The following is a 22777-nucleotide window of genomic DNA, read 5'->3' as shown; positions in this document are numbered from 1 at the left end:
CTACCCCGTGGGCGCGACGGCAGACGCACACGGGCGGACAACGTGCGTCTGGTCACACTCCGTCGCCGCCCCGCGGGCCTGGGTCACGCCTCCAGGCTGGGGTAATCCCGGCACTTCGGCCACTCTCGTTGACACCCTCACCACCCGAATGGTGGGCTCGACGGCACACCGAAGCCGCAGCCGAGATGGCGGCCACGAGGGGGAACCGTGCGACTCGGGCGTGGAAAAGGAGTGACCGCACTCGCGTTCGCCGTGGTCGCGAGCACGTTCGGTACGGTCCCCGCGGCCGTCGCGGCGACCCACGGTCCGGCGGCCTCCGCGGACGGCCGCGAGAGCGCCGGGAGCCAGGTGCCCGCCGTCTGGCCCCGCCCGCAGTCGCTGCGCGCCAACGGCCCAGCGGTCACGGTCACGGACGAGGTCGTCCTGGTCACCCCGGCGCCGGGCACGTCCGCCGCGCGCCCGGTCTCCCCGGCCGGCCCGTACGCCCCGGGGACGCCCCTGACTCCGTACGCCCCCGGCGTGAGCGTCGACGCGTACACCCCGGACAGCGATCTCGACCCGTACGCCCTCGAAGCGCTGCGCGCGCTGCTGCGCCGGGCCGGCGCCCGCACGATCACGACGGCGCGCGACGGGGACGCGCTCCCGGCACACGCGCTGGTGGTGCGCCTGGGCACGGAACCGGCGGGCACCGGCCGGGCGGGCGCGGGCTCCCTCACCGGCGCGCGTGTCGCGTCGGGCTCCCTGGAGCGCGCGCTCACGGCGCTCGGAGCCGCGCCCCGCGCCGATCTCCCCTCCGGCGGCTACCGGCTGGCCGTCGGCCGTGCCGGGGGCCGGGACACGGTCGCCCTCGCGGGAGTCGGCGAGGACGGCCTGTTCCACGCGGTGCAGACACTGGGCCGGCTTCTCGGCGCCGGCCGCCGCATCGCCGGTGTCGTCGTCCGGGACTGGCCCGGCACCGCCGTGCGGGGCGTCACCGAGGGCTTCTACGGCAGCCCCTGGACCCCTGAACAGCGTCTCGCGCAGCTCGACTTCATGGGCAGGACCAAGCAGAACCGCTATGTGTACGCGCCCGGCGACGACCTCTTCCGGCAGGCGCGCTGGCGTGAGCCGTACCCGGCCGGGGAGCGTGCCCGCTTCCGGGACCTGGCGGAGCGGGCGCGCCGCAATCACGTCACGCTGACCTGGGCGGTGGCCCCGGGGCAGGCGATGTGCTTCTCCTCGGACGCCGACGTGAAGGCCCTGACCCGCAAGCTGGACGCCATGTGGGCGCTCGGGTTCCGGGCCTTCCAGCTCCAGTTCCAGGACGTCAGTTACACCGAGTGGCACTGCGGGGCGGACGCGGACGCGTTCGGCTCCGGCCCCGGGGCGGCGGCGAAGGCACAGGCCCGGGTGGCGAACGCCGTGGCCCGGCAACTCCGCGCCCGCCACCCGGACGTGGCCGCGCTGTCCCTGATGCCCACGGAGTTCTACGAGGACGGCTCGACCGAGTACCGCCAAAAGCTCGCGAGCGCCCTGGACGGACACGTCGAGGTCGCGTGGACGGGCATCGGTGTCGTGCCGAGGACCATCACCGGCGGCGAACTGGCGCGCACCCGCTCGGTGTTCGGCAGTCACCCGCTCGTCACCATGGACAACTACCCCGTCAACGACTACGCGCAGGACCGGATGTTCCTCGGCCCCTACCAGGGGCGCGACCCGGCGGTGGCCACGGGTTCGGCGGCGCTGCTCGCGAACGCGATGCCCCAGGCGGAGGCCTCCCGCATCCCGCTGTTCACGACGGCCGACTACGCGTGGAACCCGCGGGACTACCGGCCCCAGGAGTCCTGGGAGGCCGCGATCGAGGATCTCGCGGGCGCGGACGCCCGGGGCGCGGACGCGCTGCGCGCGCTGGCCGGGAACGAGGCGTCCTCCGTCCTCGGCGGCCAGGAGTCCGCCTATCTGCGCCCGCTCATGGAGGCGTTCTGGCAGGCGCGGACAACCACGGACCGGGCCGCGGGCGAGCGGGCGGCCGAGCCGCTGCGCGCGGCGTTCGCGGTGATGCGCGAGACGCCCGAGCGGCTGGCGGGTCGCCCCGTCGCCACCGAGGCGCAGCCGTGGACCGAGCAGTTGGCGCGCTACGGCGAGGCCGGTGAGACGGCCGTCGCGCTGCTGGAAGCCCAGTCGGACGACGACGCGACGGCGGCGTGGACGGCGTACCGCGCGCTGAACCGGCTGCGCGCCGAGCTCGCGGCGAGCGAGGTGACGGTCGGCACGGGTGTGCTCGACCCGTTCCTGACGCGGGCCCGCACGGCGTACGAGAAGTGGGCGGGCATCGACGACGAGTCCTCCGCCGGCCACGACGCCCCCAAGGGCCACGGAGCCGCGGGGGACGGCGGCGACGGCGGCACGGGGAGCGGTGAGCCGGGAACGGCGGCCTCGGGCGGAGGCGACGGCGGCGCCGCGGACGGCGACGGGACCGCGCCGGGCGACGGCACGACGGGGGACGGCACCGGGCAGGACGGCCGCGTCGTCCCGCTCCCGCGCACCCGCACCCTCACCGACGTGAGCGTGCTCACCGACCCCGGCGTGACGGGCTTCGTCGAGGCGTACGTACCGGGCGAGGGCTGGCGGTATCTGGGCGCCCTCGCCGCCGGGGGCGCGACGGAACTCGGAGCGGCGGAGATCGGTGCGGCGGGCGTGCGCGTGGACGCGCTGCGGGTCGTCGGCCCCGGGCGTTCGCAGGTCCGCCACCTCGTGCCCTGGTTCGCCGACACGCCCGCCGCGGCCCTGGACCTGGCCCGCTCCACGGCGGACGTGGAGATCGGCGGCACCGAGCGGATCACCGCCCGGCTGACGTCCCTCCGCCCCACCGGCGTCAGCGGTGAGCTGACCGCGCGGGCCCCCGAGGGCATCAAGGCCAAGGTCTCCCGGCCCTCGCCGACCCTGGCGCGCGGCGCCGTCGTCGACAGCCTCGTGGAGGTCACCGTCCCGGCGGGAACGCCGTCGGGCACCTACGAGGTGACGGTCGCCTTCGGCTCGCAGACCCGCACGCTGACCGTCCGCGCCTTCCCGCGCACGGCGGGCCCCGACCTCGCCCGCACCGCGGCGGCCTCCTCGTCCGCCGACGAGACTCCCGACTTCCCGGCCTCGGCGGCCAACGACGGCGACCCGGCGACCCGTTGGTCCTCCCCCGTGGACGACGGCGCCTGGTGGCAGGTGCGGTTCGCCGAACCGGCGCGCCTCGGCCGGCTCGTGCTGACCTGGCAGGACGCGCACCCGTCCGCGTACCGCGTCCAGGTCTCCGCCGACGGCCGCGTGTGGCGCACCGCGACGACCGTGAACGACAGCCGCGGCGGCCGGGAGTCCCTCCGCTTCGACGAGAGCGACGTCCGCTACCTGCGCGTCCAGGGGATGCGGCGGGCCACCGCGTACGGGTACTCGCTGTGGTCGGCGGAGGCGTACGCGGTCGCGGCCGGCGGACAGGAATCCGGCACACCGTGAACCGGCGGGACCGAAGCGGTCGATAGACGGGGTGTGAGACTGTTCCGCCCCCGAGGGGGCCACCGGGAGGACGACACGGACGCGGCGCTGCTGCGGGCCGTCTCGGACGGGGACTCCGCGGCGATGGCCGCACTGTACGACCGGCATGCCGGCTGGCTGCACGCACGGCTGACCAGACGCTGCGCCGACCCCGAGATCGTGCGCGAGGTTCTGCAGGACACCTTCGTGACGGTGTGGAGGTCGGCCGGCGGCCACCGGGGCGCGGAGGCGGGCGGCTGGCTGTGGACGATCGCCGCACGGCGTCTGGTGGACGCACGGCGGGTCCAGGAGCGGGCGGCACGCGTGGAGTACGCGGCGCCGGCGCCCGCGCCGTCCGCGGAGGACCGCGTCCTGGCGCGGCTCGAGTACGGCGATCTGGGCACGGCGCTGGACCGCATCTCCCCCGAACTGCGCGAGGTGCTGAGGGCCACGGTCGTCGACGGGCTGACCACGCGCGAGGCCGCCCGTCTGCTCGGCATCCCGGAGGGCACGGTCAAGACCCGCGCCCTGCGCGCCCGCGCCGAACTCCGCAAGGCCCTCGCCCAGCTGAACCCGCCGCAGAGCGCCTGCGCGCGTCCGACCCTGGCTCCGTCCCCGCTGGGAGGCCCGGCATGACCGGTTGGCACGCCCCCGACGACCTCGTCACCCGCTACGCGGACGGTTCCCTCCCGGAGACGGACGCCTGGTCGCTGGAGAAGCATCTGGAACTCTGCGGGCCGTGCGCCGCGCGCGTCTCGCACAGGGTGCGCGCGGGCGCGGCGGGGCCGGTGCTGGCGGAGGTCCGCGACGCGGTCCTGACGGCGGTGCGCGAACAGGCTCCGGCCGCCTCCGCCGCCCGGGTCCGCGGCGGTCCGGCGGCCGAACCCGTACCGGACCGCGCTCCGGCGGCGCCGCCGAGGGCCGCGCGAGCCGTCGGGGGGCGGTTCGCGCGGATCCTGTGGGCCGCCGGACCGGCCGTCCGCGGAACCTGGGCCGGGGCCGTGGTGCTCGTCGCCCTGGCCGCGGTCGCCCTCGCCCACGCGGGCGGATGGGCGGGGGTACGGCCCCTGCTGCTGGCCCTCGCTCCCGTCGTCCCGGTCGCCGGGGTCGCCCTCTCCTACGGGCGGCACGCCGATCCGCTCCACGAGATCGCCGCGGCGGCCCCCTCCGGCGGGCTGCGCCTTCTGCTGACGCGGACGGCCGCCGTCCTGGCGGTCAGTACGCCCCTGCTGACGGTGGCGGGGCTGCTCCTGCCGTCCTCCGGCCCCCGGCTGCCGGCGGGGCCCGCGACGGCCGGCTGGCTGCTGCCGGGGCTTGCCCTGACCCTGGCGTCCCTCGTTCTCTCGGGGTACCTGGGCTGCCGTACCGCCACGGCGGTGGTCGGCGGAGGATGGCTGCTCGCCGTCTCGGGCCCTCTCCTCGCGGCCACCGGAACCAGCCTGACGGCCGGTCTCAGCGAACAGCTCTCCCTCTACTTCACCGGCGCCGCCTCCCAGGGCGGCTGGGCGGCGGCGGCCGTGCTGTGCGCCCTGCTCCTCGCCGCGCGCCGCTCCGCGTACGACCGTCTGGAGACGATGTGAACATCCCCACGACCGGTGTGCCGCCCCTCGGCGCCACCGACCGCCCCGCGACCACCCCGGCCGAGCGCGCCGAGGACGGTCCGCGGGAGGCCGCCGTACGCGTCCTCGGACTGACCGTGCGGCACCGCGGGACCACCGCCCTGGACTCCGTCGACCTGGACTTCGGGCTCGGGGTCCACGGTCTGCTCGGGCCCAACGGCGCGGGCAAGACATCACTCGTCCGCGTCCTCGCGACGGTCGCGGCGCCCGCGGCGGGCCGGGTCGAGCTCCTCGGGAGCGACCTTCGCGGCCACCGGGAGCGCGGCGCGGTCCGCCGCGAACTGGGCTATCTCCCCCAGGACTTCGGGTACTACCCGGGCTTCACGGTGCGGGAGTTCGTCGCCTACGTTGCGTGGCTGAAGGAGCTGCCGCGGGCCGGGACCGACGCCGCGGTCGAACGGGCCGTCGCCCGGGTCGGCCTGGCCGACCGCATCGACGCCAGGATCAAGACCCTGTCCGGCGGCATGGTCCGCCGCGTCGGCATCGCGCAGGCCATCGTGAACGACCCCCGCCTGCTGCTGCTCGACGAGCCCACCGCGGGCCTCGACCCGGAACAGCGCGTCGAGTTCCGCGCGCTGCTGCGCGAACTGGGCCGCACCGCCACCGTGATCGTCTCCACCCACCTGGTCGAGGACGTGGCCGCGGCCTGTACGGAGGTGACGCTGCTCGAAGCCGGCCGGGTCGCCTACCGCGGCACGCCCGCCTCGCTCGCCGCGCTCGGCGCGGACGGCCCCGAGTCCGACGGCAACGCCATCGAACGCGGTTACACGACGGCCCTGCGCGGCCACCGCGCGGCGACGGGGGCCGGGCGATGAGCACCAGCCTCCAGCCGGGCGGAGACCGCCCGGCGCACACCGCCGCCCAGGTCGACGCGGCCTCGCCCACGAACCCCACCGGCGCCGCCCCGCACACCAACCCGGCCGACACCGATCCGGACACGAACCCGACCGGCGCGTCCCCGGACACGAACCCGCGCGGCGCCACCGCGCCCGAGCCCGGCCGGGACGGCGGGCGGATCTCGCGGCCGGGCGGCCGGCCCGCCCGGAAACCCCGTTCCGCGCCGCACCCCCTGCGGGCCGAGTGGCTGCGCGGCTTCGCCCCCTGGGCGGCCACCGGGCTGCTCCTCGCCCTCGCGTGGTTCGCGGTCGCCAAGGCGGATCAGTGGCAGGGCAGCTGGGGTGCGACGACGGAACTGCTGAGCACCGCCGCCGCCCTGATCGGCGTCCCGTTCGCGCTCGCCGCGGGCTCCTGGCAGGGCGGCAGGGAGCGCAGACGCAAGACGGCGGAGCTGCGCTCCTCCACCGCGCGCACGCCGCTCGTCCAGCTCCTGGCGGCCGCCCTGCCGCTCGCCTGCTGGCTGGCCGCTGGCCAGCTCCTGGCGGTCGCGGGCACACTGGCCGCCTGCGCGCCGTACGCGTCGGCCGGCAAACCCCCGTTCACCGTGTACGCGGGGAACGTCCTCACCATCGCCGCCTGCGCGGTCCTCGGTCACGCGGCCGGGCGGGCCGTCCCCTTCCGGCTGACCGCCCCGCTGCTCGCGATCGGCGGATACGTCGTCGTCGGCGCCCTCGGTACCCAGCGGTCCGACATCCGCTACCTCGCGCTCTGCATGGTCCACGTCGTCGGTGACAACGACCTCGCCGTCTGGTGGTACCCGCTGGTGTCGGCCCTGTGGGCGGCGGGGCTCGCCGCCGCCGCGGCCCTGGCCCTCACCGCGCACCGCCGTGCCACCGCGCTGCTGCCGCTCGCGGCCGCTCTCGGCGCCGCCGTCCTGCTCGTCCGGACGGGCGACGGTCTGCTGCGCGACAACCCGCTCTCCCACCGCCAGGTGTGCGACACCTCGACCACCCCGGACATCTGCGTCAACGGCACCTATCCGGGCATGCTGCCGGAGGTGACCCGGGCTCTGTCCGGCCTCACCGGCCGGCTGGAGGGAGTGCCGAACCTGCCGGTCCGCTACGAGGACCTGTGGCGGGACCCCCACCAGGGCGAGGCACAGCTGCCGAACCTCCATCCCATCGGCTGGAACGCCGTCCGCGGCAAGGTGAGGGATTCGGAGCGGTACGCGTGGGAGGCGGCCCACATGCTGGTCCGCCTGGACTGTGCCGAGGAGCCGTCCGCGCAGCGGATCAGGGTCACCGACGAGGCCGTACTGCGCTGGCTGGCCCCGGACCCCCGGTCCGAGGGGATGCGCGAGGACCAGGTGACGAGGGCCCGGCAGGAGGGGGACACGAAGGAGCTCGCGAGCCTCAGGGCGGAGGACACGGCGTACGCGCGCCTCACCGCGATGAGCGCCGGCGAACGCCGCGACTGGCTCGGCCGCTACTTCGCGACGGCCGCCGGCTGCGGCCCGGAGCCGAGCGAGGTCCCGTCCCTGTGAACGCCTCCCGGATCACCCGCGCGGAGCGGTCCGCGGCCGGACACCGGTTCCGCTCCCTCGCCCTGTACTCCCGCTCGCGCGGCCTCCCGACGACCCTCGCGGCCCTGGCCTGTGCCGCGCTGCTCACCGTGTGGATGGCGAGCCGTCCGGACGCCTACCTCGACCCGTACCGCAGGGTGCCGCTGGTCGCGCTCGCCCCGCTGCTGGCCGCGGCGGCGACCGGCGCGAGCCTCCACTCGTACACCCGCGAGCTGGACGACACGGCCGTACGCCGCTGGTGGCCCCGGCGCCTGGCCCACCTGCTGTTCCTCAGCGTCCTCTCGGCGGCGCTGCTGGCGCTCGCCGTGCCCGGACACGCTCAGGAGTTCGGCGCGGCGGCGATGGTCCGCAACACGCTGGGTGCCATCGGCATCACGGCGGGCGGCGCGGTGCTGGTCGGCGCCCGGCTGAGCTGGATGCCGACGACGCTGTACTTCAGCGCCGTGTACCTCTCGGCCTCCTCGCCCCGTGTGAACAAGGCAACAGTCGTGGGCTGGCTCATGCAGCCGGGTCCGCAGCACGGCGCCTGGGCCACCGGTGCCGCACTCTTCGTCATGGGGACGGCACTCTGCGCAGCCCGCGGGGCCCGTCCCGAAGGACCCCGCCTCTGAGACGGGGTCGCACGGGCCGGGCCCCATGGGCCAACGCGAAAGCCCGGATCGTCAGGCTGAGATGCCGTCGATCCGGGCCATGGCGTCGTCCGCGCCGTACGGTTGGAGGTAGGGCATCCAGCGTGGGTCCCTGTGCCCGGTTCCGATGATGCGCCAGGCGAGCCCCGTCGGCGGGGCCGGTTTGTGGCGCAGGCGCCATCCGATCTCGACCAGATGGCGGTCGGCCTTGGTGTGGTTGCAGCGGCGGCAGGACGCCACCACGTTGTCCCAGGCGTGCTGACCCCCGCGTGAGCGCGGGATGACGTGGTCGACGCTGGTTGCGACGCCACCGCAGTACATGCACCGGCCGCCGTCGCGGGCGAACAGGGCTCGCCTGGTCAGCGGGACAGGCCCTCGGTAAGGGACCCGTACGAACCTCTTCAGCCGGACCACGCTGGGTGCGGGGACAGTAACGGTCGCGCTGTGCATGAAGGCGCCGGACTCCTCGAGAGAAATGGCTTTGTTCTCGAGGACGAGGACGAGCGCGCGGTGGAGCGGTACGACGCCGAGCGGCTCGTACGACGCGTTGAGGACCAGGACGTGCGGCACGGATGCCTCCTTGTACGCCGGCGGCGCGTGGCTCGCGCCGGGACGATCTGCAGTCAGTCTCCCCTCATGCCTGGTGATGGCGCCACCATGTCCCGGTAACGGGCTGGGAGTGTTTTCGACCACACCCCCTACATCCCCAGGTGAGCACGGTCTCTCCCCTGAACATGGCAACGATCCACACACGATGCCCCGTTAGTGTGGTGGTTCTGCCCGGACGGCACCCCTTCTGTCCCCGCCGCGGGCAGACCGCTACGCCTGGAGGTACCTGCTGTGTCCCTGCCCGTCCTATCGGCCCTGGCCGCCGGTCCGGCCCCGTCGCCGTCCCCCTCGACGTCGACCGGTTCGGTGACCCCCACGCTTCAGGACGCCCAGGAGAGTGCGACCCACGCGGCGAGCTGGGTCGAGGAGAACTGGTCGACCTGGCTGGCCATAGGCCTGCGCGTCCTGCTGGTGCTGGTGATCGCGGCCATACTGAGAGTGTTCGTGCGCCGGGCGATCACCAAGCTCATCGACCGGATGAGCCGCACCGCCCAGGCCGTCGACGGCACGGCGCTCGGCGGTCTCCTGGTGAACGTGGAACGCCGCCGTCAGCGCTCCCAGGCCATCGGCTCGGTCCTGCGCTCGGTGGCGTCCTTCCTGATCATGGGCACGGCCGCGCTGATGATCCTCGGCACGTTCGAGATCAATCTGGCCCCGCTGCTCGCGTCGGCGGGTGTGGCCGGTGTCGCGATCGGTTTCGGCGCCCGCAACCTGGTCACCGACTTCCTCTCCGGCGTCTTCATGATCCTTGAGGACCAGTACGGCGTCGGCGACGTGATCGACGCGGGCGTCGCCGCCGGCGAGGTCATCGAGGTGGGCCTGCGCGTGACCAAGCTGCGCGGCGACAACGGCGAGATCTGGTACATCCGCAACGGCGAGGTCAAGCGCATCGGGAACCTCTCCCAGGGCTGGGCGACGGCGGGTGTGGACGTCACGGTCCGCGCCTCGGAGGACCTGGACCACGTCCGGTCGGTCATCGGCGAGGTCGCCGAGACCATCAGCAAGGAAGAGCCCTGGAACGAGCGGCTGTGGGGCCCGATCGAGATCCTGGGCCTGGACAGCGTCCTCCTGGATTCCATGGTGGTCCGGGTCTCGGCCAAGACCATGCCCGGCAAGGCCCTCTCCGTGGAACGCGAACTCCGCTGGCGCATCAAGCGCGCCTTCGAGGCCGCGCAGATCCGCATCGTGGGCGGCCCCACCGCGCCCGTGGAGGAGGACGCCCTCGACCCGACGGCCGCGGTGGCGGCCCCGTCGGTCTTCGCCAACGCGGAGTCCGCCCAGTCGGTGGCGACCGCGCCCATCCCGGCCCCGGCTCCGTCGAGCGTGCCGAAGTAGGCAGGCGGCGGCACCCGGAAGGGGGCGGTACCCGGACATCCGGGTACCGCCCCCTTCCGCGTACGCACCTGACCACCGGGAACGTACGCACCCTGTACACCGCCACGTCCGCACCCCGCTGACACACCGACAGGGGATTCCCGCCCTCGGCACTCCGCCGCGCACACCGGGGCGCGACTGATCCACTTCACACGCCCCCCGCATTTCGGCCACATCGTTCAACCGTCTACTGTCGCCCCAACAGCGGGCCCTTGTTCTGGAGCTCAACGCCCAGGGGCCCGCCTCGAATGTGGGGAATCCATGCGCAAGTACGCCATAGGCGCCGCCCTTTCCGGTGCCCTGGCCGTGTCCGCCCTGGCCGTGCCGACCGCGTCGGCCGCCACACCGGACCTCTCCTTCTCCGGCGCGGTGATCAACAACGGCAAGGCGATCACCGTCGGCACCACCGCCATCGTGAACGTCCCCGTCACCTACACCCTGGTCCGCCCCGCCGGCCTCGTCATCGACGGCGAGAACAGCACCGCGGGCATCCTCCTGTACCGCGGATCGTCGCTCGCGAGGCAGGAGAACGAGCTGGGCCCGGACGAGGCCCCGACCTGCACCACGACGGCCACGACCGCCACGACGGTCACGCAGTCCTGCAAGGAGGTCATCGCCGTCGACCCCCAGGAGTACCTCTACGAGGCGGCGGACGCCGGCACCTGGAAGGTGGCCGGCTTCTACGGCAACCTCACCGAGGACAACGACGACTCCGACAACCACATCGGCATGCAGTTCGGCTACGACATGTGGGGCGTCCCCGGCACGGCGCAGGTCAAGCGGGCCGCCAGACTCACCGTCAACGCCACCCCCGAGCCCGCGAAGAAGGGCGCCACGCTCACCGTCAAGGGCGCGCTGACCCGCGCCGACTGGGCGACCGGCAAGTACGCCGGTTACAAGGGACAGCCGGCCGCCCTCCAGTTCAAGGCCAAGGGCGCCACCGCCTACAAGACCGTCAAGACGGTGACCTCCGGCACCGCCGGCGCCCTGAGCACCACGGTCAAGGCCTCGGCCGACGGCACCTACCGCTACACGTTCGCGGGCACGGCCACCACCGGCACCGCCACGGCCGCGGGCGACTACGTCGACGTGAAGTAGCCAAGGCCAGGGCCGCCTCCGGCCCGCACGGAGCCGCCCCCGCAGCAGACGAACCCGTCCGCCGCGAAGGCGGCTCCGCGCGTTTCGGCGACGACTCCGCCACCGGGACGGCGGTTGCTCTTGACGCCCGCGCCTCCTCCGGCCTACTTTCCTCGCACCGGCAATAGGAAACTTTCCTAACAATGATCTTGCGGTGGACTTCCCGCAGGCACCCCTGGGAAGCTGGTCGGTCAGGAAGGGCAGGTGGCGACAGACATGGCAGGATCCGCCGGCACGCCGGGCACCCCGCGCGTCCTGCGCGCGATGAACGACCGCGCCGCCCTCGATCTGCTGCTCACGCACGGACCGCTCTCGCGGACCCGGATCGGGAAGCTCACCGGGCTGTCCAAGCCCACCGCCTCGCAGCTCCTCGCCCGCCTGGAAGCGGCCGGGCTCGTCCTGGCCACGGGCACCAGCGAGGGCCGGCCGGGCCCCAGCGCCCAGCTCTACGAGGTCAATCCGGGCGCCGCCCACGCGGCGGGGCTCGACGTCACCCCCGAGCGCGTCCTCGCCGCCGTCGCCGACGTCACCGGCCGCACGGTCGGCGCGTACGAACTGCCCACCCCTGGCCGCCACCCGTCCCAGCCCGTCGTACGCCAGGTCACCGACGCCCTCGACGGCGCGGTGAAGGCCGCCGGGCTCGCCCGGGACGACGTCCGCCGCCTGGTCATCGGCACCCCCGGCGCCTTCGACCCCAACACCGGCCGGCTGCGCTACGCCTCGCACCTGCCCGGCTGGCACTCCCCCAGCCTCCTCGACGAGCTGGCCGCGGCCCTGCCGATGCCCGTCGAGTACGAGAACGACGTCAACCTCGTCGCGATCGCCGAGCAGCGGCTCGGCGCCGCCCGGGGACACGAGGACTTCGTCCTGCTGTGGAACGAGGGCGGTCTCGGCGCGGCCCTCGTCCTCGGCGGCCGGCTGCACCGCGGCTGGACCGGCGGCGCGGGCGAGGTCGGCTTCCTGCCGGTGCCCGGCGCGCCCCTGGTGCGCCAGGTGACCCGGGCCAACAGCGGCGGCTACCAGGAGCTGGCCGGCTCCCAGGCCATCCCCAAGCTGGCCCGCGAACTCGGCATCCAGGACCTGCCCACGGGCCCGTACACGGAGGTCGCGGCCACCGTCGTCGAACGGGCCGCCGCCGTCGACACGGGCCCCTACCGGCGCCTCCTGGAGATGTACGCGACCGGACTCGCCACCGGTCTGGCCTCCCTCGTGTCCGTACTCGACCCCGAACTCGTCGTCCTCAGCGGCGCCTCGCTCACCGCGGGCGGCGAACCGCTGCGCGCCCTGGTCCAGGCCGAACTGGAGGAGCTGGCCGCGTCCCGGCCGCGCCTCGTCGTCGGCGACGTACACGAACACCCCGTGCTGCGGGGCGCGTTGGAGAGCGCCCTGGCAGCCACCCGCGACGAGGTCTTCGACACCTCCCGCTGAGTCCGCACCACCCCGCACCACCCACCGTCCCGAACCCGCACCCCTCCTGTCCCGCCCCGTCCTTCGCAGGGAGATCTCGCCATGCCCGGAATATCCCGAAAGGCGGCTGTCGCGCTCGCCGCCTCCGCCTCGATAGCCCTCCTCGCCACCGCCTGTACCGGCCAGTCCGACGACGAGGGCTTCGGCGACGACGCGTCCAAGGAACAGACGATCAACTTCTGGCACGGCTGGAGCGCGCCGAACGAGGTCAAGGCCGTGAAGTCGCTGGTCGCGGGCTTCGAGAAGGCGCACCCCAACATCCACGTCAACGTCGTCGGCAACATGACCGACGACAAGATCAACCAGGCGCTGCGCGCGGGCGGCGACAAGGCCCCCGACGTGGTCTCCTCCTTCACCACCAACAACGTGGGCAAGTTCTGCTCGTCGGGCGCCTTCGTCGACCTGAACCCCCTCTTCAAGCAGGCGCGGATCGACCCCGAGACGACCTTCCCGAAGGCGATGAACGAGTACACCCAGTTCGACGGCAACCGCTGCACGGTGCCGCTCCTCGGTGACGCGTACGGGCTCTACTACAACAAGACCGCCTTCGAGAAGGCCGGGATCACCTCTCCCCCGAAGACCTGGTCGGAGTTCGAGAAGGACGCCGAGAAGCTCACGATCACCAAGGGCGACTCCTACTCCCAGCTCGGCTTCATGCCGAACTACCACGGCTGGGAGTCCACCACCGAGCACTACTTCGGGCAGTTCTCGCCGACGTACTTCGACAGCAGCGGCAAGTCGAACATCGCCAAGGACCCCGCTTTCACGGCCGGGTTCACCCTCCAGAAGAAGCTGGTCGACGCACTCGGCGGCTTCAGGAAGCTGGAGACCTACCGCTCCAAGCTCGGTGACGAGTGGGGCCCCAAGCACCCGTTCCACACCGGTCAGGTGGCCATGCAGCTCGACGGCGAGTGGCGGCTCGGCATGGCCGAGGAGGCCAAGCCCGGCTTCGAGATCGGCGTCGCCCCGCTGCCCGTCCCGGACGACCGGGCGGACCAGTACGGCAAGGGCTACATCACCGGCACCATCGCGGGCATCGCGTCCACCAGCAGGAAGCAGGGCGCGGCCTGGGAACTCATCAAGTACATGGCCACGGACACGGACGCGGTGGTCGGCTTCGCCAACGCCATCCACAACGTGCCCTCCACGCTCGCGGCCCTCAAGTCGCCGAAGCTGACGTACGACCCGCGGTTCAAGACGTTCCTGGACATCGCCTCGAACCCGGACTCGACGACGACCCCGCCGTCCGTCAACGGCGGTACCTACCTCGTGACGCTCCAGCAGTTCGGATACGACTACGAGAGCGGCAGGGCCAAGGATCTGAAGGCGGGCCTGGAATCCACCGCCCGGCAGATCGACACCGACATCGCGCAGGCGAAGTAGCCGCACGATGAGCACCGTCGCGCCGGCCTCGAAGCGCCGCAGCCCCGCCCTCGCGGCGAAGCGCAGAAGACAAGCACTGCGGACCCTCGCCTTCATGTCGCCCTGGCTGATCGGCTTCGCGGTCTTCTTCGCCTACCCGCTGATCTCGACCGTCTACTTCTCCTTCATGCACTACGACGGCTTCAGACCGCCGACGTGGAGCGGGACGAAGAACTGGCGTTACGTCTTCGAGAACTACCCGTTGTTCTGGCCCGCGTTGCGCAACACCCTGTGGCTGGTCCTCGTCATGGTCACCCTGCGGGTGGCGTTCGGGCTCGGCGTCGGACTGCTGATCACGAAGATCAGGACGGGCACGGGTGTCTTCCGCACGCTCTTCTACCTGCCCTACCTCGCCCCGCCGGTGGCCGCCACCATGGCCTTCGCCTTCCTCCTCAACCCCGGTACGGGACCGGTCAACTCGATCCTGGAGAAGGCCGGCGTCACGGCGCCCGGCTGGTTCAACGACCCCGCCTGGTCCAAGCCCGCCCTGACCCTGCTGGCCCTGTGGGGCATCGGCGACCTGATGGTCATCTTCATGGCCGCCCTGCTGGACGTACCGAAGGAGCAGTACGAGGCCGCCGAACTGGACGGCGCCTCGGCCTGGCAGCGCTTCCGATACGTCACCCTGCCGAACATCTCGCCCATCGTGATGTTCGCCGTGGTCACCGGGGTCATCCAGACCATGCAGTACTACACACAGCCGCTGATCGCCGGGAAGGTCGCCTCGGGCGTCATCCAGGGCGCCGGCACGCAGTTCGAGCCCGGCTACCCCGACAAGTCGACGCTCACCCTGCCCCAGCTCGTCTACAACCTCGGCTTCCAGCGCTTCGACTACGGCTCCGCCTGTGTGGTCGCGCTCGTGCTGTTCGCCCTGTCCATGGTGTTCACCGCGTTCCTGATGCGGCGCCGGGGCGGTCTCATCCAGGCAGGTGACTGACCGATGACCCAAGTTCTCGACAAGCCGGTGGAGTTGACGGCCCCCGTCTCCCCCGCCGAGCGAACCGCCCGGCGCAGGGCCCTCCTGGAGTGGGTCGCGGTCCACTCCCTCGGCGTCGCGGCCGCCCTCTTCTTCGTCCTGCCCTTCGTGTTCGTGTTCCTGACCTCGCTCATGAGCGACACCCAGGCACTCAGCCGCGACCTGATCCCGCACACCTGGGAATGGGGCAACTACCGGAAGGTCTTCGACACCCCGGGCTTCCTCACCTGGTGGAAGAACACCCTGCTCTACGCCGGCTTCGGCACGGTGCTCACCGTCGTCTCGTCGATCCCGGTCGCCTACGCCCTCGCCAAGTTCCGCTTCCGCGGCCGGAATCTGTCGCTGATGCTGGTCATCTCGATGATGATGCTGCCGCCGCAGGTCGTGATCATCCCCATGTACCTGTTCTGGGCCAAGCAGCTCGACCTGTCCGGCACCCTGTGGCCGCTGATCATCCCGATGGCGTTCGGGGACGCGTTCTCCATCTTCCTGCTGCGCCAGTTCCTGATGACCATCCCGAACGAGTACCTGGACGCCGCCAAGGTCGACGGCTGCGGGGATCTGCGGACCCTGCTCAAGGTCGTCCTGCCGATGGCGAAGCCGGGCATCGCGGCCGTCGCGCTCTTCCAGTTCTTCTACGCCTGGAACGACTACTTCGGCCCCCAGATCTACGCGTCCGAGAACCCGGGCGCCTGGACACTGAGCTACGGCCTGGAGTCGTTCAAGGGCGCGCACCACACCGACTGGAATCTCACCATGGCCGCGACCGTCCTGGTCATGGCCCCCGTGATCCTCGTGTTCTTCTTCGCGCAGAAGGCGTTCGTCGAAGGCGTCACGCTCACCGGAGTGAAGGGTTAACCATGAAACTCACCGTGGTCGGCGGAGGGTCGACCTACACCCCCGAACTCATCGACGGATTCGCCCGGCTCAGGGACACCCTGCCCGTGGAGGAACTGGTCCTCGTCGACCCGGCCGCCGAACGCCTGGAGCTGGTCGGCGGCCTGGCCCGCCGGATCTTCGCCAGACAGGGTCACCCGGGCCGGATCGTCACCACCTCCGACCTGGACGCGGGGGTCGAGGGCGCCGACGCCGTGCTCCTCCAACTGCGCGTCGGCGGCCAGGCGGCCCGCGAACAGGACGAGACCTGGCCGCTGGAGTGCGGCTGCGTCGGGCAGGAGACGACCGGCGCGGGCGGCCTGGCCAAGGCGCTGCGCACGGTCCCGGTGGTGCTGGACATCGCCGAGCGGGTCCGCCGCGCCAACCCGGACGCGTGGATCATCGACTTCACCAACCCGGTGGGCATCGTGACGCGCGCCCTGCTCCAGGCGGGCCACAAGGCGGTCGGCCTGTGCAACGTGGCGATCGGCTTCCAGCGGAAGTTCGCCGGACTGCTGGGCGTCTCCCCCACCGATGTGCATCTCGACCATGTGGGCCTCAACCACCTCACCTGGGAGACCGGTGTCCGCCTGGGCGGCCCCACGGGCGAGAACGTCCTGCCCCGGCTGCTCGCCGAGCACGGCGACACCGTCGCCGCGGACCTGCGTCTGCCCCTCTCCCTGGTGGAGCGCCTCGGCGTGGTCCCCTCGTACTACCTGCGCTACTTCTACGCGCACGACGAGGTCGTCCGGGAACTGCGCACCAAGCCCTCCCGCGCCGCCGAAGTCGCGGAGATGGAGCGGCAACTGCTCACCATGTACGGCGACCCGGCGCTCGACGAGAAGCCGGAGCTGCTGGCCAAGCGGGGCGGCGCGTACTACTCCGAGGCGGCCGTCGACCTCGCCGCCGCGCTGCTCGCCGGGGGCGGCAGCCCCTACCAGGTGGTGAACACGTACAACCGGGGAACGCTGCCGTTCCTGCCCGACGACGCGGTGATCGAGGTGCAGGCCGCCGTCGGCGCGAAGGGACCCGCCCCGCTGCCGGTGCCGGCCGTGGACCCGCTCTACGCCGGTCTCATGGCGAACGTGACCGCGTACGAGGATCTCGCCCTGGACGCCGCCCTGCGCGGCGGGCGCGAGCGGGTCTTCCGGGCGCTGCTCGCCCACCCCCTCGTCGGCCAGTACGACCGTGCCGACGCCCTGACCGACCAGCTGATCGCGCACAACCGGGAGCACCTCGCGTGGGCATGACGTCGACGGAAACCGGTGCCGGGACGGCCGCCGGGTCCGGACCCGCGGGCCTCGTGCTGGCCATCGACGCGGGGAACAGCAAGACCGACGTCGCCGTGGTGGCCGCGGACGGCACGGTGACAGGCACCGCGCGCGGGGGCGGGTTCCGGCCCCCGGCGGTCGGCGTCGAGACGGCGGTGGACGCGGTCGCCGACGCCGTGCGGCGGGCGTTCGCCGAGGCGCGCGTCACCTCGGTCCGCCATGTCTCCGCCTGCCTCGCCAACGCCGATCTGCCGGTGGAGGAGGCGCAGTTGGCGGCCGCGCTGCACGCGCGCGGGTGGGGTACCGGGGTGGAGGTGCGCAACGACACCTTCGCGGTCCTGCGGGCCGGGATCGCCGAACCGCGCGGTGTCGCCGTGGTCTGCGGGGCCGGCATCAACTGTGTCGGCATGCGGCCCGACGGCCGCACCGCCCGCTTCCCCGCCATCGGCCGCATCTCCGGTGACTGGGGCGGCGGCTGGGGCCTGGCGGAGGAAGCCCTGTGGCACGCGGCGCGGGCCGAGGACGGCCGCGGCGGGGAGACGGCCCTGGCCCGCACCCTGCCCGCGCACTTCGGCCTGGACTCCATGTACGCGCTCATCGAGGCGCTGCACCTGGAGCACATCCCGAACGCGCGGCGCCACGAGCTGACCCCGGTCCTGTTCGCCACGGCGGCGGACGGCGACCCGGTGGCCCGCGGACTCGTCGACCGTCTCGCGGACGAGGTCGCCGCGATGGCGACGGTCGCCCTGACCCGCCTCGGACTGCTCGACGAGGAGACCCCGGTCCTCCTCGGCGGCAGCGTCCTCGCCGCCCGCCATCCCCTGCTCGACGACCGGGTCCACGAGGTCCTGGCCGTCCGCGCGCCCAAGGCGGTCCCCCGGGTGGTCACATCCCCGCCGGTCCTGGGCGCGGCGCTCCTGGGCCTGGACCACGTACGGGCCGCGGGCGAGATCCACGCGCGCGTGCGGGCGCACTACGAACGGACCTGAGGAGGTCCGCGGGGCCGACCGTGCCCAGGACCCCGGACCGTCCATGACCTGGCGCGAAGGGGCGGGAACCAAACGGATCCGGAACACGTGTTCATGGGAAGGGGGGTGGCACGGGGGAAGCGTGCTGCGCCGTGATCCGAACAAGATCCAGGCAAGGCCTGTGCGGATGCCGGTACGGGCGGCGATACTTGCCGCCGTGCACGTACGCCGACCGGCCGCGCCCACCGAGACCGCGGTGAGCGTGACCGGGCGGATGACCATGGGGGAGGTCGACAGTGACACACCCGCCGAAGGGCAGCGCGGCGCCACCGGGGCAGGGCACGCCCACGATGCCGGCCGTGCCCGCCCAGTCCGGATCCCTCCCGCCCCCGGGCGGATCCCCCGTGCCCCAGGGCGGGTTCGGCGCCCCGCGAAGCGCTCCCCCGGCTCCCGGCGCGGCACCGCGGCGCACGGCGTGGGCCGAGGGTGTGGACCGGCTGCGCGCCGCGGCGACGACGGAGCCGGGGCTGCTGAGGATCATCGGCGCCGTCCTCGCCCTGCTGGTCGTCGCGTTCGGCGCGGTCACCGCCTGGCAGATGACGGAGCGTTCGGCCGCCGCGGACAACGTGCTGCACAGCAGCCAGCCGCTGAGCGCGAGCGCCGCCGACATCTACCGCTCGCTCGCCGACGCCAACACCACGGCCTCCAGCGGCTTCCTGGCGGGCGGTCAGGAGACCCAGGAGACCCGCGTCCGGTACGAGCGGGACATCAGGACGGCGGCCGCGAAGCTGATCACCGCGGCCAACAGCTCCGAGCCGGGCTCGCCTTCGGCGAAGACCATCTCCCAGCTCAACGAACTGCTGCCCGAGTACAAGGGCCTGATCGAGCGGGCCCGCGCCAACAACCGGCAGGGCTACCCGCTGGGCGGCGCGTATCTGCGGTACGCGAACGAGAAGATGCAGCGCGAGATGCTCCCGAAGGCCGAGCGGCTCTACAACCGGGAGAACCAGCGGCTGAGCGCCGACTACGCCGACGCCAAGCCCTACCCGTGGGCCGCGATCGCCCTCGGACTCGTCGCGCTCGGCGCCCTCGCCTGGGCCCAGCGGCGCAACTACCGCCGCACGAACCGGGTGCTGAACCAGGGCATGGCCGCCGCCACCGCGGCGTCCCTGGGCGTGCTGCTGTGGCTCACCGTCGGGCACACGGTCGCCCGGTCCGGGCTGAACGAGTCCTACGACCACGGGGTCCGTTCCCTGAACGTGCTGCACAGCGCCCAGATCGCGTCCCTGAAGGCCCGCGGCAACGAGAACCTCACCCTGGTCAGCAGGGGCGCCGAGACCAAGACCCTGCCCGACAAGTCGAGCGTCGACCTGTACGACTACGACTTCGACCGGGACATGAAGGCGCTCACGCAGGGCCTCGCCGAGGCGGCGGACCTCGCGGACGACCGGTCGGGAGAGAAGCCCGTACAGGTCGCGACCGCCAGCATGAAGGTCTGGGTGCAGCGTCACGCGGAAGCCCGTGAGGCCGACAACAACGGCGAGTACCAGCTCGCGCTGGACCGGGTCATCGGTTCCGCCGACAAGAAGCCCACGGGTGAGTGCTTCGACGCCGTCGACGAAAACCTGAAGGACGCGCTGACGCACGAGCAGAGCGAGTTCCAGCAGGCGGCGAACAACGGCCTCGGCGCCATGACCGGCCTCCCGGTCGGCGCCGCCGTCCTCGCCGTGCTGGCCGGCGCGGGCGCCGTGCTCGGCATCGGCCGCAGGCTTTCGGAGTACCGGTGAGAGGGGGAGCGGCGATGATCGCACGACGTCTGAGGGCGAGCCTGAAGGGCTGGGGCGGCGTGGGCGCGATGGCGCTCGCCTGTGCGACGGCCCTGATCCTCGCGCTGCTGCTGCCCGACTCCACGCTCGGGGACGGCGGCACGGGTGTCGGCGGACAGGGCGTGGCCCGTGGCACGCAGGCCAAGGCCCCCGAATGCATCGACTCGCAGAACCCGCAGAACCTGAGCCCGGCCCCGTCGAGCGCGGACGGGCCGACGATCGACGCCATCAAGAACCGCAAGGACCGGCGGCTGATCGTCGGCGTCGACCAGAACAGCTACCACTGGGGCTACCGCGACCCGAACAACCCGAAGTCCGGCAGCGACCTGGAGGGCTTCGACATCGACCTGGTCCACGCGATCGCCAAGAACATCCTGGGCGACGAGAACGCGGTCCAGTTCCGGGCGATCCCCACCAGCCAGCGCATCCCCGCGATCCAGAGGGGCAAGGTCGACATGGTGGTGCGCACCATGACGATCAACTGCGAGCGCCTCAAGCAGGTCGCGTTCTCCGCGCCCTACTTCACGACCGGCCAGCAGGTGCTCGCCCCGGTGAGCTCCGACGTCACCGGGTACGACGAGAGCCTCGCCGGCAAGAGGATCTGCTCGGCGTCGAGCTCCACCGCGAACGAACGCCTGACGGCGGACTCGGCCCACGGCGGGCTCGTCTCCTCCGCCATCGTCAGCCCTCCCGTGCCCAACCAGCTCGACTGTCTGGTGCGCCTCCAGCTCGGCGAGGCCGACGCGGTGGTGACGGACGGCGCGCTCGCGGCGAGCCAGGCCGCCCAGGACCCCTCGGTCGAGCTCAAGGGCGGCACCTTCACCAAAGAGTTCTACGGCGTGGCGATGAAGAAGGGTGCGGACGACGACCTGGTGCGCCGGGTCAACCAGGTCCTCGCCGACTACCGCAAGGACGGCTGGCGGCAGTCGTACGACAAATGGCTCGCCCCGACCCTCGGGCCCGACTCCCCCTCGGAGGACCCGCCCGTCGCCCAGTACCGGCAAACGACCTGATACGACTGGAGAGTTGTCCGGCGGCACACACCGAGCCGCCGGGAACCGCACGAGAACGAGAGGTGATCGATGGGCGTCACGGGACCCCCCGGGCCGGTGATGGACCGGGACGAGGCGGACCGTGCGCTGGCGCGCCTCGGCGCGGAGCACGAGGCCATCGAGACCTCGCTCCTCGCCCTTCAGGACCACGCGGGCCGCAGACTCCTGGAAGGCGCCGAACTCACCGGTTCGACCAAGGAGCGCTGGGCGGTCGCGGACGCGTCGATCACGTTGCTGTGGGCGTACTTCGACGCGTACACGGACGCGCTGCACTCCGCGCGCGAGATCCGCTCCCGCAGACGCTGGTCCAGCCGTGAGGATCTGGTCGAACTGACCGAGCTGCTGCGCGGTTCGGGCATCACGGTCGCCGGTTCGGCCACGGCCACGGCGAACGCGCCGACCCTGGCCGGCACGGGCAAGCTCAGTGAGCGGTTCTCGCTGGCCGCCCTGGTGGACCGGATGAACGAGCTGTACGCGGCCTCGCTCGACATGGTCGTGACCGCGGACGCCGTGTGGTCCGCGCTGCCCGCCCGGATAGATTTACTGGCCGCGGAGCTCCAGCGCACCCGCGCGCTCGCGCACTCCGTGGGCGTGCGTCCCGGCGAGCACCCCTCGGGCGACGACCTGGAGCGGATCACCCGGACCCTGACCGCCCTGCGCGAGCGTGTGGTCTCCGACCCGCTCGACTTCTGGGTTCCCGCGCAGGGGAGTTCGGCCCCGGGCGGCGGCCGCCCGGACACCACGGTGTACGACCGGGAGGCGCGCGCCCTGGAGGAGGTGCGCCGGGAGATCGACGCGGTGCTCACCGTGCGGCAGGACGCGGAGGCGCGGCTGGTGAAGCTGCGGGACGTGCTCAGCCGCGCGGACCGGACGCTCGCCGAGGCGCGCAGTGCCCGCGGCGAGGTCCTGGCGAAGATCGCCGCGTCCGAGGTACCGGCCGTCAGCGGTCCCCCGACGGCGTTGCAGGAGCAGCTGGCGACGGCCGCGGAGTACCGCAGGCACGCGCAGTGGCACCGCCTCTCGCCGCTCCTGGAGGCGCTGGAGGAGAAGGCGGAGGACGAACTCCTGCGCGCCCGCGAGTCGTTGACGGCGGTCACCCAGCCGCTGGCGGTCCGCGCGGAGCTGCGCGGCCGTCTCGACGCGTACAAGGCGAAAGTGGCGCGGCACGGCTTCGCCGAGGACCCGTTCCTGGTGGAGCGCTACGACGCGGCCCGGCGCATGCTCTGGAGCGCCCCCTGTGATCTGCGGGTGGCGGAGGAGGCGGTGCTGCGCTATCAGCGGGCGGCGGCCGAGCTGCTGAGCCCGCAGGTGACCGAGCGGGGCGGGCCCGAGGACCGTGCGGACCGGAGGGGGCCCGACGCGTGAGCGTTGAAGGGGATGCGGTGAGCGAGCAGCCGACGAGTGAGCGGAACACGTGCGACCGGCCCGGTTGCGAGGGCTCGTACGAGGACATGGGAGGCGGCGAGCTGTACTGCGACACGTGCGGACTCGCCCCCGCCGTACCGACGCCGGGACCGGACGCGGGCGACCCCCCGGTGGGTGAGCGGAACACGTGCGACCGGCCCGGTTGCGAGGGCTCGTACGAGGACATGGGAGGCGGCGAGCTGTACTGCGACACGTGCGGACTCGCCCCC

At 72.9% G+C, this 22777-nt stretch carries 19 protein-coding genes; 18 read left to right on the top strand and 1 reads right to left on the bottom strand.

Annotated features, from left to right (window positions below; all coding sequences use genetic code 11):
* Positions 1 to 231 precede the first annotated feature (231 nt).
* From ACF07B_RS01745 to ACF07B_RS01720, 6 genes are all read left to right on the top strand, one after another.
* Positions 232 to 3480, top strand: a complete 3249-nt coding sequence (locus tag ACF07B_RS01745) for a beta-N-acetylglucosaminidase domain-containing protein (RefSeq protein WP_392177387.1) — start codon at positions 232 to 234, stop codon at positions 3478 to 3480.
* Positions 3481 to 3513: 33 nt separating this feature from the next.
* Positions 3514 to 4134, top strand: a complete 621-nt coding sequence (locus ACF07B_RS01740) for an RNA polymerase sigma factor (protein WP_362390262.1) — start codon at positions 3514 to 3516, stop codon at positions 4132 to 4134.
* Entirely contained in the window at positions 4131 to 5078 is a 948-nt protein-coding gene (locus ACF07B_RS01735; protein ID WP_392177386.1) for a zf-HC2 domain-containing protein, read from the top strand. The genes ACF07B_RS01740 and ACF07B_RS01735 overlap by 4 nt, the downstream gene beginning before the upstream one ends.
* A gap of 110 nt (positions 5079 to 5188) precedes the next feature.
* Positions 5189 to 5932: an ABC transporter ATP-binding protein gene (locus tag ACF07B_RS01730; RefSeq protein ID WP_392177943.1), complete on the top strand. Its 744-nt coding sequence runs from the start codon at positions 5189 to 5191 to the stop codon at positions 5930 to 5932.
* Positions 5929 to 7497, top strand: a complete 1569-nt coding sequence (locus tag ACF07B_RS01725) for a hypothetical protein (RefSeq protein ID WP_392177385.1) — start codon at positions 5929 to 5931, stop codon at positions 7495 to 7497. Before ACF07B_RS01730 ends, ACF07B_RS01725 begins: the two co-directional genes overlap by 4 nt.
* Positions 7494 to 8147, top strand: a complete 654-nt coding sequence (locus tag ACF07B_RS01720; RefSeq protein ID WP_392177384.1) for a hypothetical protein — start codon at positions 7494 to 7496, stop codon at positions 8145 to 8147. Before ACF07B_RS01725 ends, ACF07B_RS01720 begins: the two co-directional genes overlap by 4 nt.
* A 51-nt stretch (positions 8148 to 8198) precedes the next feature.
* Here ACF07B_RS01720 and ACF07B_RS01715 read toward each other — a convergent pair whose 3' ends face one another.
* Positions 8199 to 8735 carry an HNH endonuclease gene (locus tag ACF07B_RS01715; protein WP_362390254.1) on the bottom strand — a complete coding sequence of 179 codons (537 nt, stop codon included), beginning with the start codon at positions 8733 to 8735 and terminating at the stop codon, positions 8199 to 8201.
* 270 nt (positions 8736 to 9005) lie between these two features.
* Here ACF07B_RS01715 and ACF07B_RS01710 point away from each other — a divergent pair, with 270 nt between their 5' ends.
* The 12 genes from ACF07B_RS01710 to ACF07B_RS01655 all read left to right on the top strand — a co-directional run.
* Positions 9006 to 10109 carry a mechanosensitive ion channel family protein gene (locus ACF07B_RS01710; RefSeq protein ID WP_392177383.1) on the top strand — a complete coding sequence of 368 codons (1104 nt, stop codon included), beginning with the start codon at positions 9006 to 9008 and terminating at the stop codon, positions 10107 to 10109.
* A gap of 300 nt (positions 10110 to 10409) precedes the next feature.
* On the top strand, positions 10410 to 11246 hold the full coding sequence (locus ACF07B_RS01705; protein WP_392177382.1) for a hypothetical protein: 837 nt from the start codon (positions 10410 to 10412) through the stop codon (positions 11244 to 11246).
* A 255-nt stretch (positions 11247 to 11501) separates the two neighbouring features.
* Positions 11502 to 12713, top strand: coding sequence for an ROK family transcriptional regulator (locus ACF07B_RS01700; RefSeq protein WP_392177381.1), 1212 nt, complete (start codon positions 11502 to 11504; stop codon positions 12711 to 12713).
* A gap of 81 nt (positions 12714 to 12794) precedes the next feature.
* Complete coding sequence (locus ACF07B_RS01695; protein ID WP_392177380.1) at positions 12795 to 14135, top strand: ABC transporter substrate-binding protein; 1341 nt, start codon at positions 12795 to 12797, stop codon at positions 14133 to 14135.
* Positions 14136 to 14142: 7 nt separating this feature from the next.
* Positions 14143 to 15111, top strand: coding sequence for a carbohydrate ABC transporter permease (locus ACF07B_RS01690; protein ID WP_369480930.1), 969 nt, complete (start codon positions 14143 to 14145; stop codon positions 15109 to 15111).
* 3 nt (positions 15112 to 15114) lie between these two features.
* Complete coding sequence (locus ACF07B_RS01685; RefSeq protein WP_369480929.1) at positions 15115 to 16008, top strand: carbohydrate ABC transporter permease; 894 nt, start codon at positions 15115 to 15117, stop codon at positions 16006 to 16008.
* Positions 16009 to 16010: 2 nt separating this feature from the next.
* Positions 16011 to 17276, top strand: a complete 1266-nt coding sequence (locus tag ACF07B_RS01680) for a 6-phospho-beta-glucosidase (protein ID WP_392177379.1) — start codon at positions 16011 to 16013, stop codon at positions 17274 to 17276.
* Entirely contained in the window at positions 17273 to 18286 is a 1014-nt protein-coding gene (locus ACF07B_RS01675; protein ID WP_392177378.1) for an N-acetylglucosamine kinase, read from the top strand. Before ACF07B_RS01680 ends, ACF07B_RS01675 begins: the two co-directional genes overlap by 4 nt.
* A gap of 275 nt (positions 18287 to 18561) precedes the next feature.
* The gene (locus tag ACF07B_RS01670; protein ID WP_392177377.1) at positions 18562 to 20052 is read left to right on the top strand and encodes a hypothetical protein; all 1491 of its coding nucleotides are present in this window, start codon (positions 18562 to 18564) and stop codon (positions 20050 to 20052) included.
* Between the two features lie 14 nt (positions 20053 to 20066).
* Positions 20067 to 21104 carry a glutamate ABC transporter substrate-binding protein gene (locus ACF07B_RS01665; RefSeq protein WP_392177376.1) on the top strand — a complete coding sequence of 346 codons (1038 nt, stop codon included), beginning with the start codon at positions 20067 to 20069 and terminating at the stop codon, positions 21102 to 21104.
* A 69-nt stretch (positions 21105 to 21173) separates the two neighbouring features.
* A complete protein-coding gene (locus tag ACF07B_RS01660) occupies positions 21174 to 22508 on the top strand; it encodes a hypothetical protein (RefSeq protein WP_384235093.1) in 1335 nt (444 codons plus the stop codon).
* 86 nt (positions 22509 to 22594) lie between these two features.
* Positions 22595 to 22777 (top strand): hypothetical protein (locus tag ACF07B_RS01655; protein WP_392177942.1); only part of this gene is annotated, 183 nt, incomplete at its 3' end.

The sequence above is a fragment of the Streptomyces sp. NPDC015532 genome (assembly GCF_043078065.1).
In the GTDB taxonomy this organism is placed as follows: domain Bacteria; phylum Actinomycetota; class Actinomycetes; order Streptomycetales; family Streptomycetaceae; genus Streptomyces.
Note: the sequence above shows the minus strand (reverse complement) of the source record. Positions and strands in the feature narration are given on the sequence as shown.

What these genes read in the sequence shown, in the direction of transcription:
- ACF07B_RS01735 (WP_392177386.1), top strand. Translation starts at nt 4,131, where the DNA reads ATGACCGGTTGGCACGCCCCCGACGACCTCGTCACCCGCTACGCGGAC.
- ACF07B_RS01725 (WP_392177385.1), top strand. Translation starts at nt 5,929, where the DNA reads ATGAGCACCAGCCTCCAGCCGGGCGGAGACCGCCCGGCGCACACCGCC.
- ACF07B_RS01705 (WP_392177382.1), top strand. Translation starts at nt 10,410, where the DNA reads ATGCGCAAGTACGCCATAGGCGCCGCCCTTTCCGGTGCCCTGGCCGTG.
- ACF07B_RS01700 (WP_392177381.1), top strand. Translation starts at nt 11,502, where the DNA reads ATGGCAGGATCCGCCGGCACGCCGGGCACCCCGCGCGTCCTGCGCGCG.
- ACF07B_RS01695 (WP_392177380.1), top strand. Translation starts at nt 12,795, where the DNA reads ATGCCCGGAATATCCCGAAAGGCGGCTGTCGCGCTCGCCGCCTCCGCC.
- ACF07B_RS01690 (WP_369480930.1), top strand. Translation starts at nt 14,143, where the DNA reads ATGAGCACCGTCGCGCCGGCCTCGAAGCGCCGCAGCCCCGCCCTCGCG.
- ACF07B_RS01685 (WP_369480929.1), top strand. Translation starts at nt 15,115, where the DNA reads ATGACCCAAGTTCTCGACAAGCCGGTGGAGTTGACGGCCCCCGTCTCC.
- ACF07B_RS01680 (WP_392177379.1), top strand. Translation starts at nt 16,011, where the DNA reads ATGAAACTCACCGTGGTCGGCGGAGGGTCGACCTACACCCCCGAACTC.
- ACF07B_RS01675 (WP_392177378.1), top strand. Translation starts at nt 17,273, where the DNA reads ATGACGTCGACGGAAACCGGTGCCGGGACGGCCGCCGGGTCCGGACCC.
- ACF07B_RS01665 (WP_392177376.1), top strand. Translation starts at nt 20,067, where the DNA reads ATGATCGCACGACGTCTGAGGGCGAGCCTGAAGGGCTGGGGCGGCGTG.
- ACF07B_RS01660 (WP_384235093.1), top strand. Translation starts at nt 21,174, where the DNA reads ATGGGCGTCACGGGACCCCCCGGGCCGGTGATGGACCGGGACGAGGCG.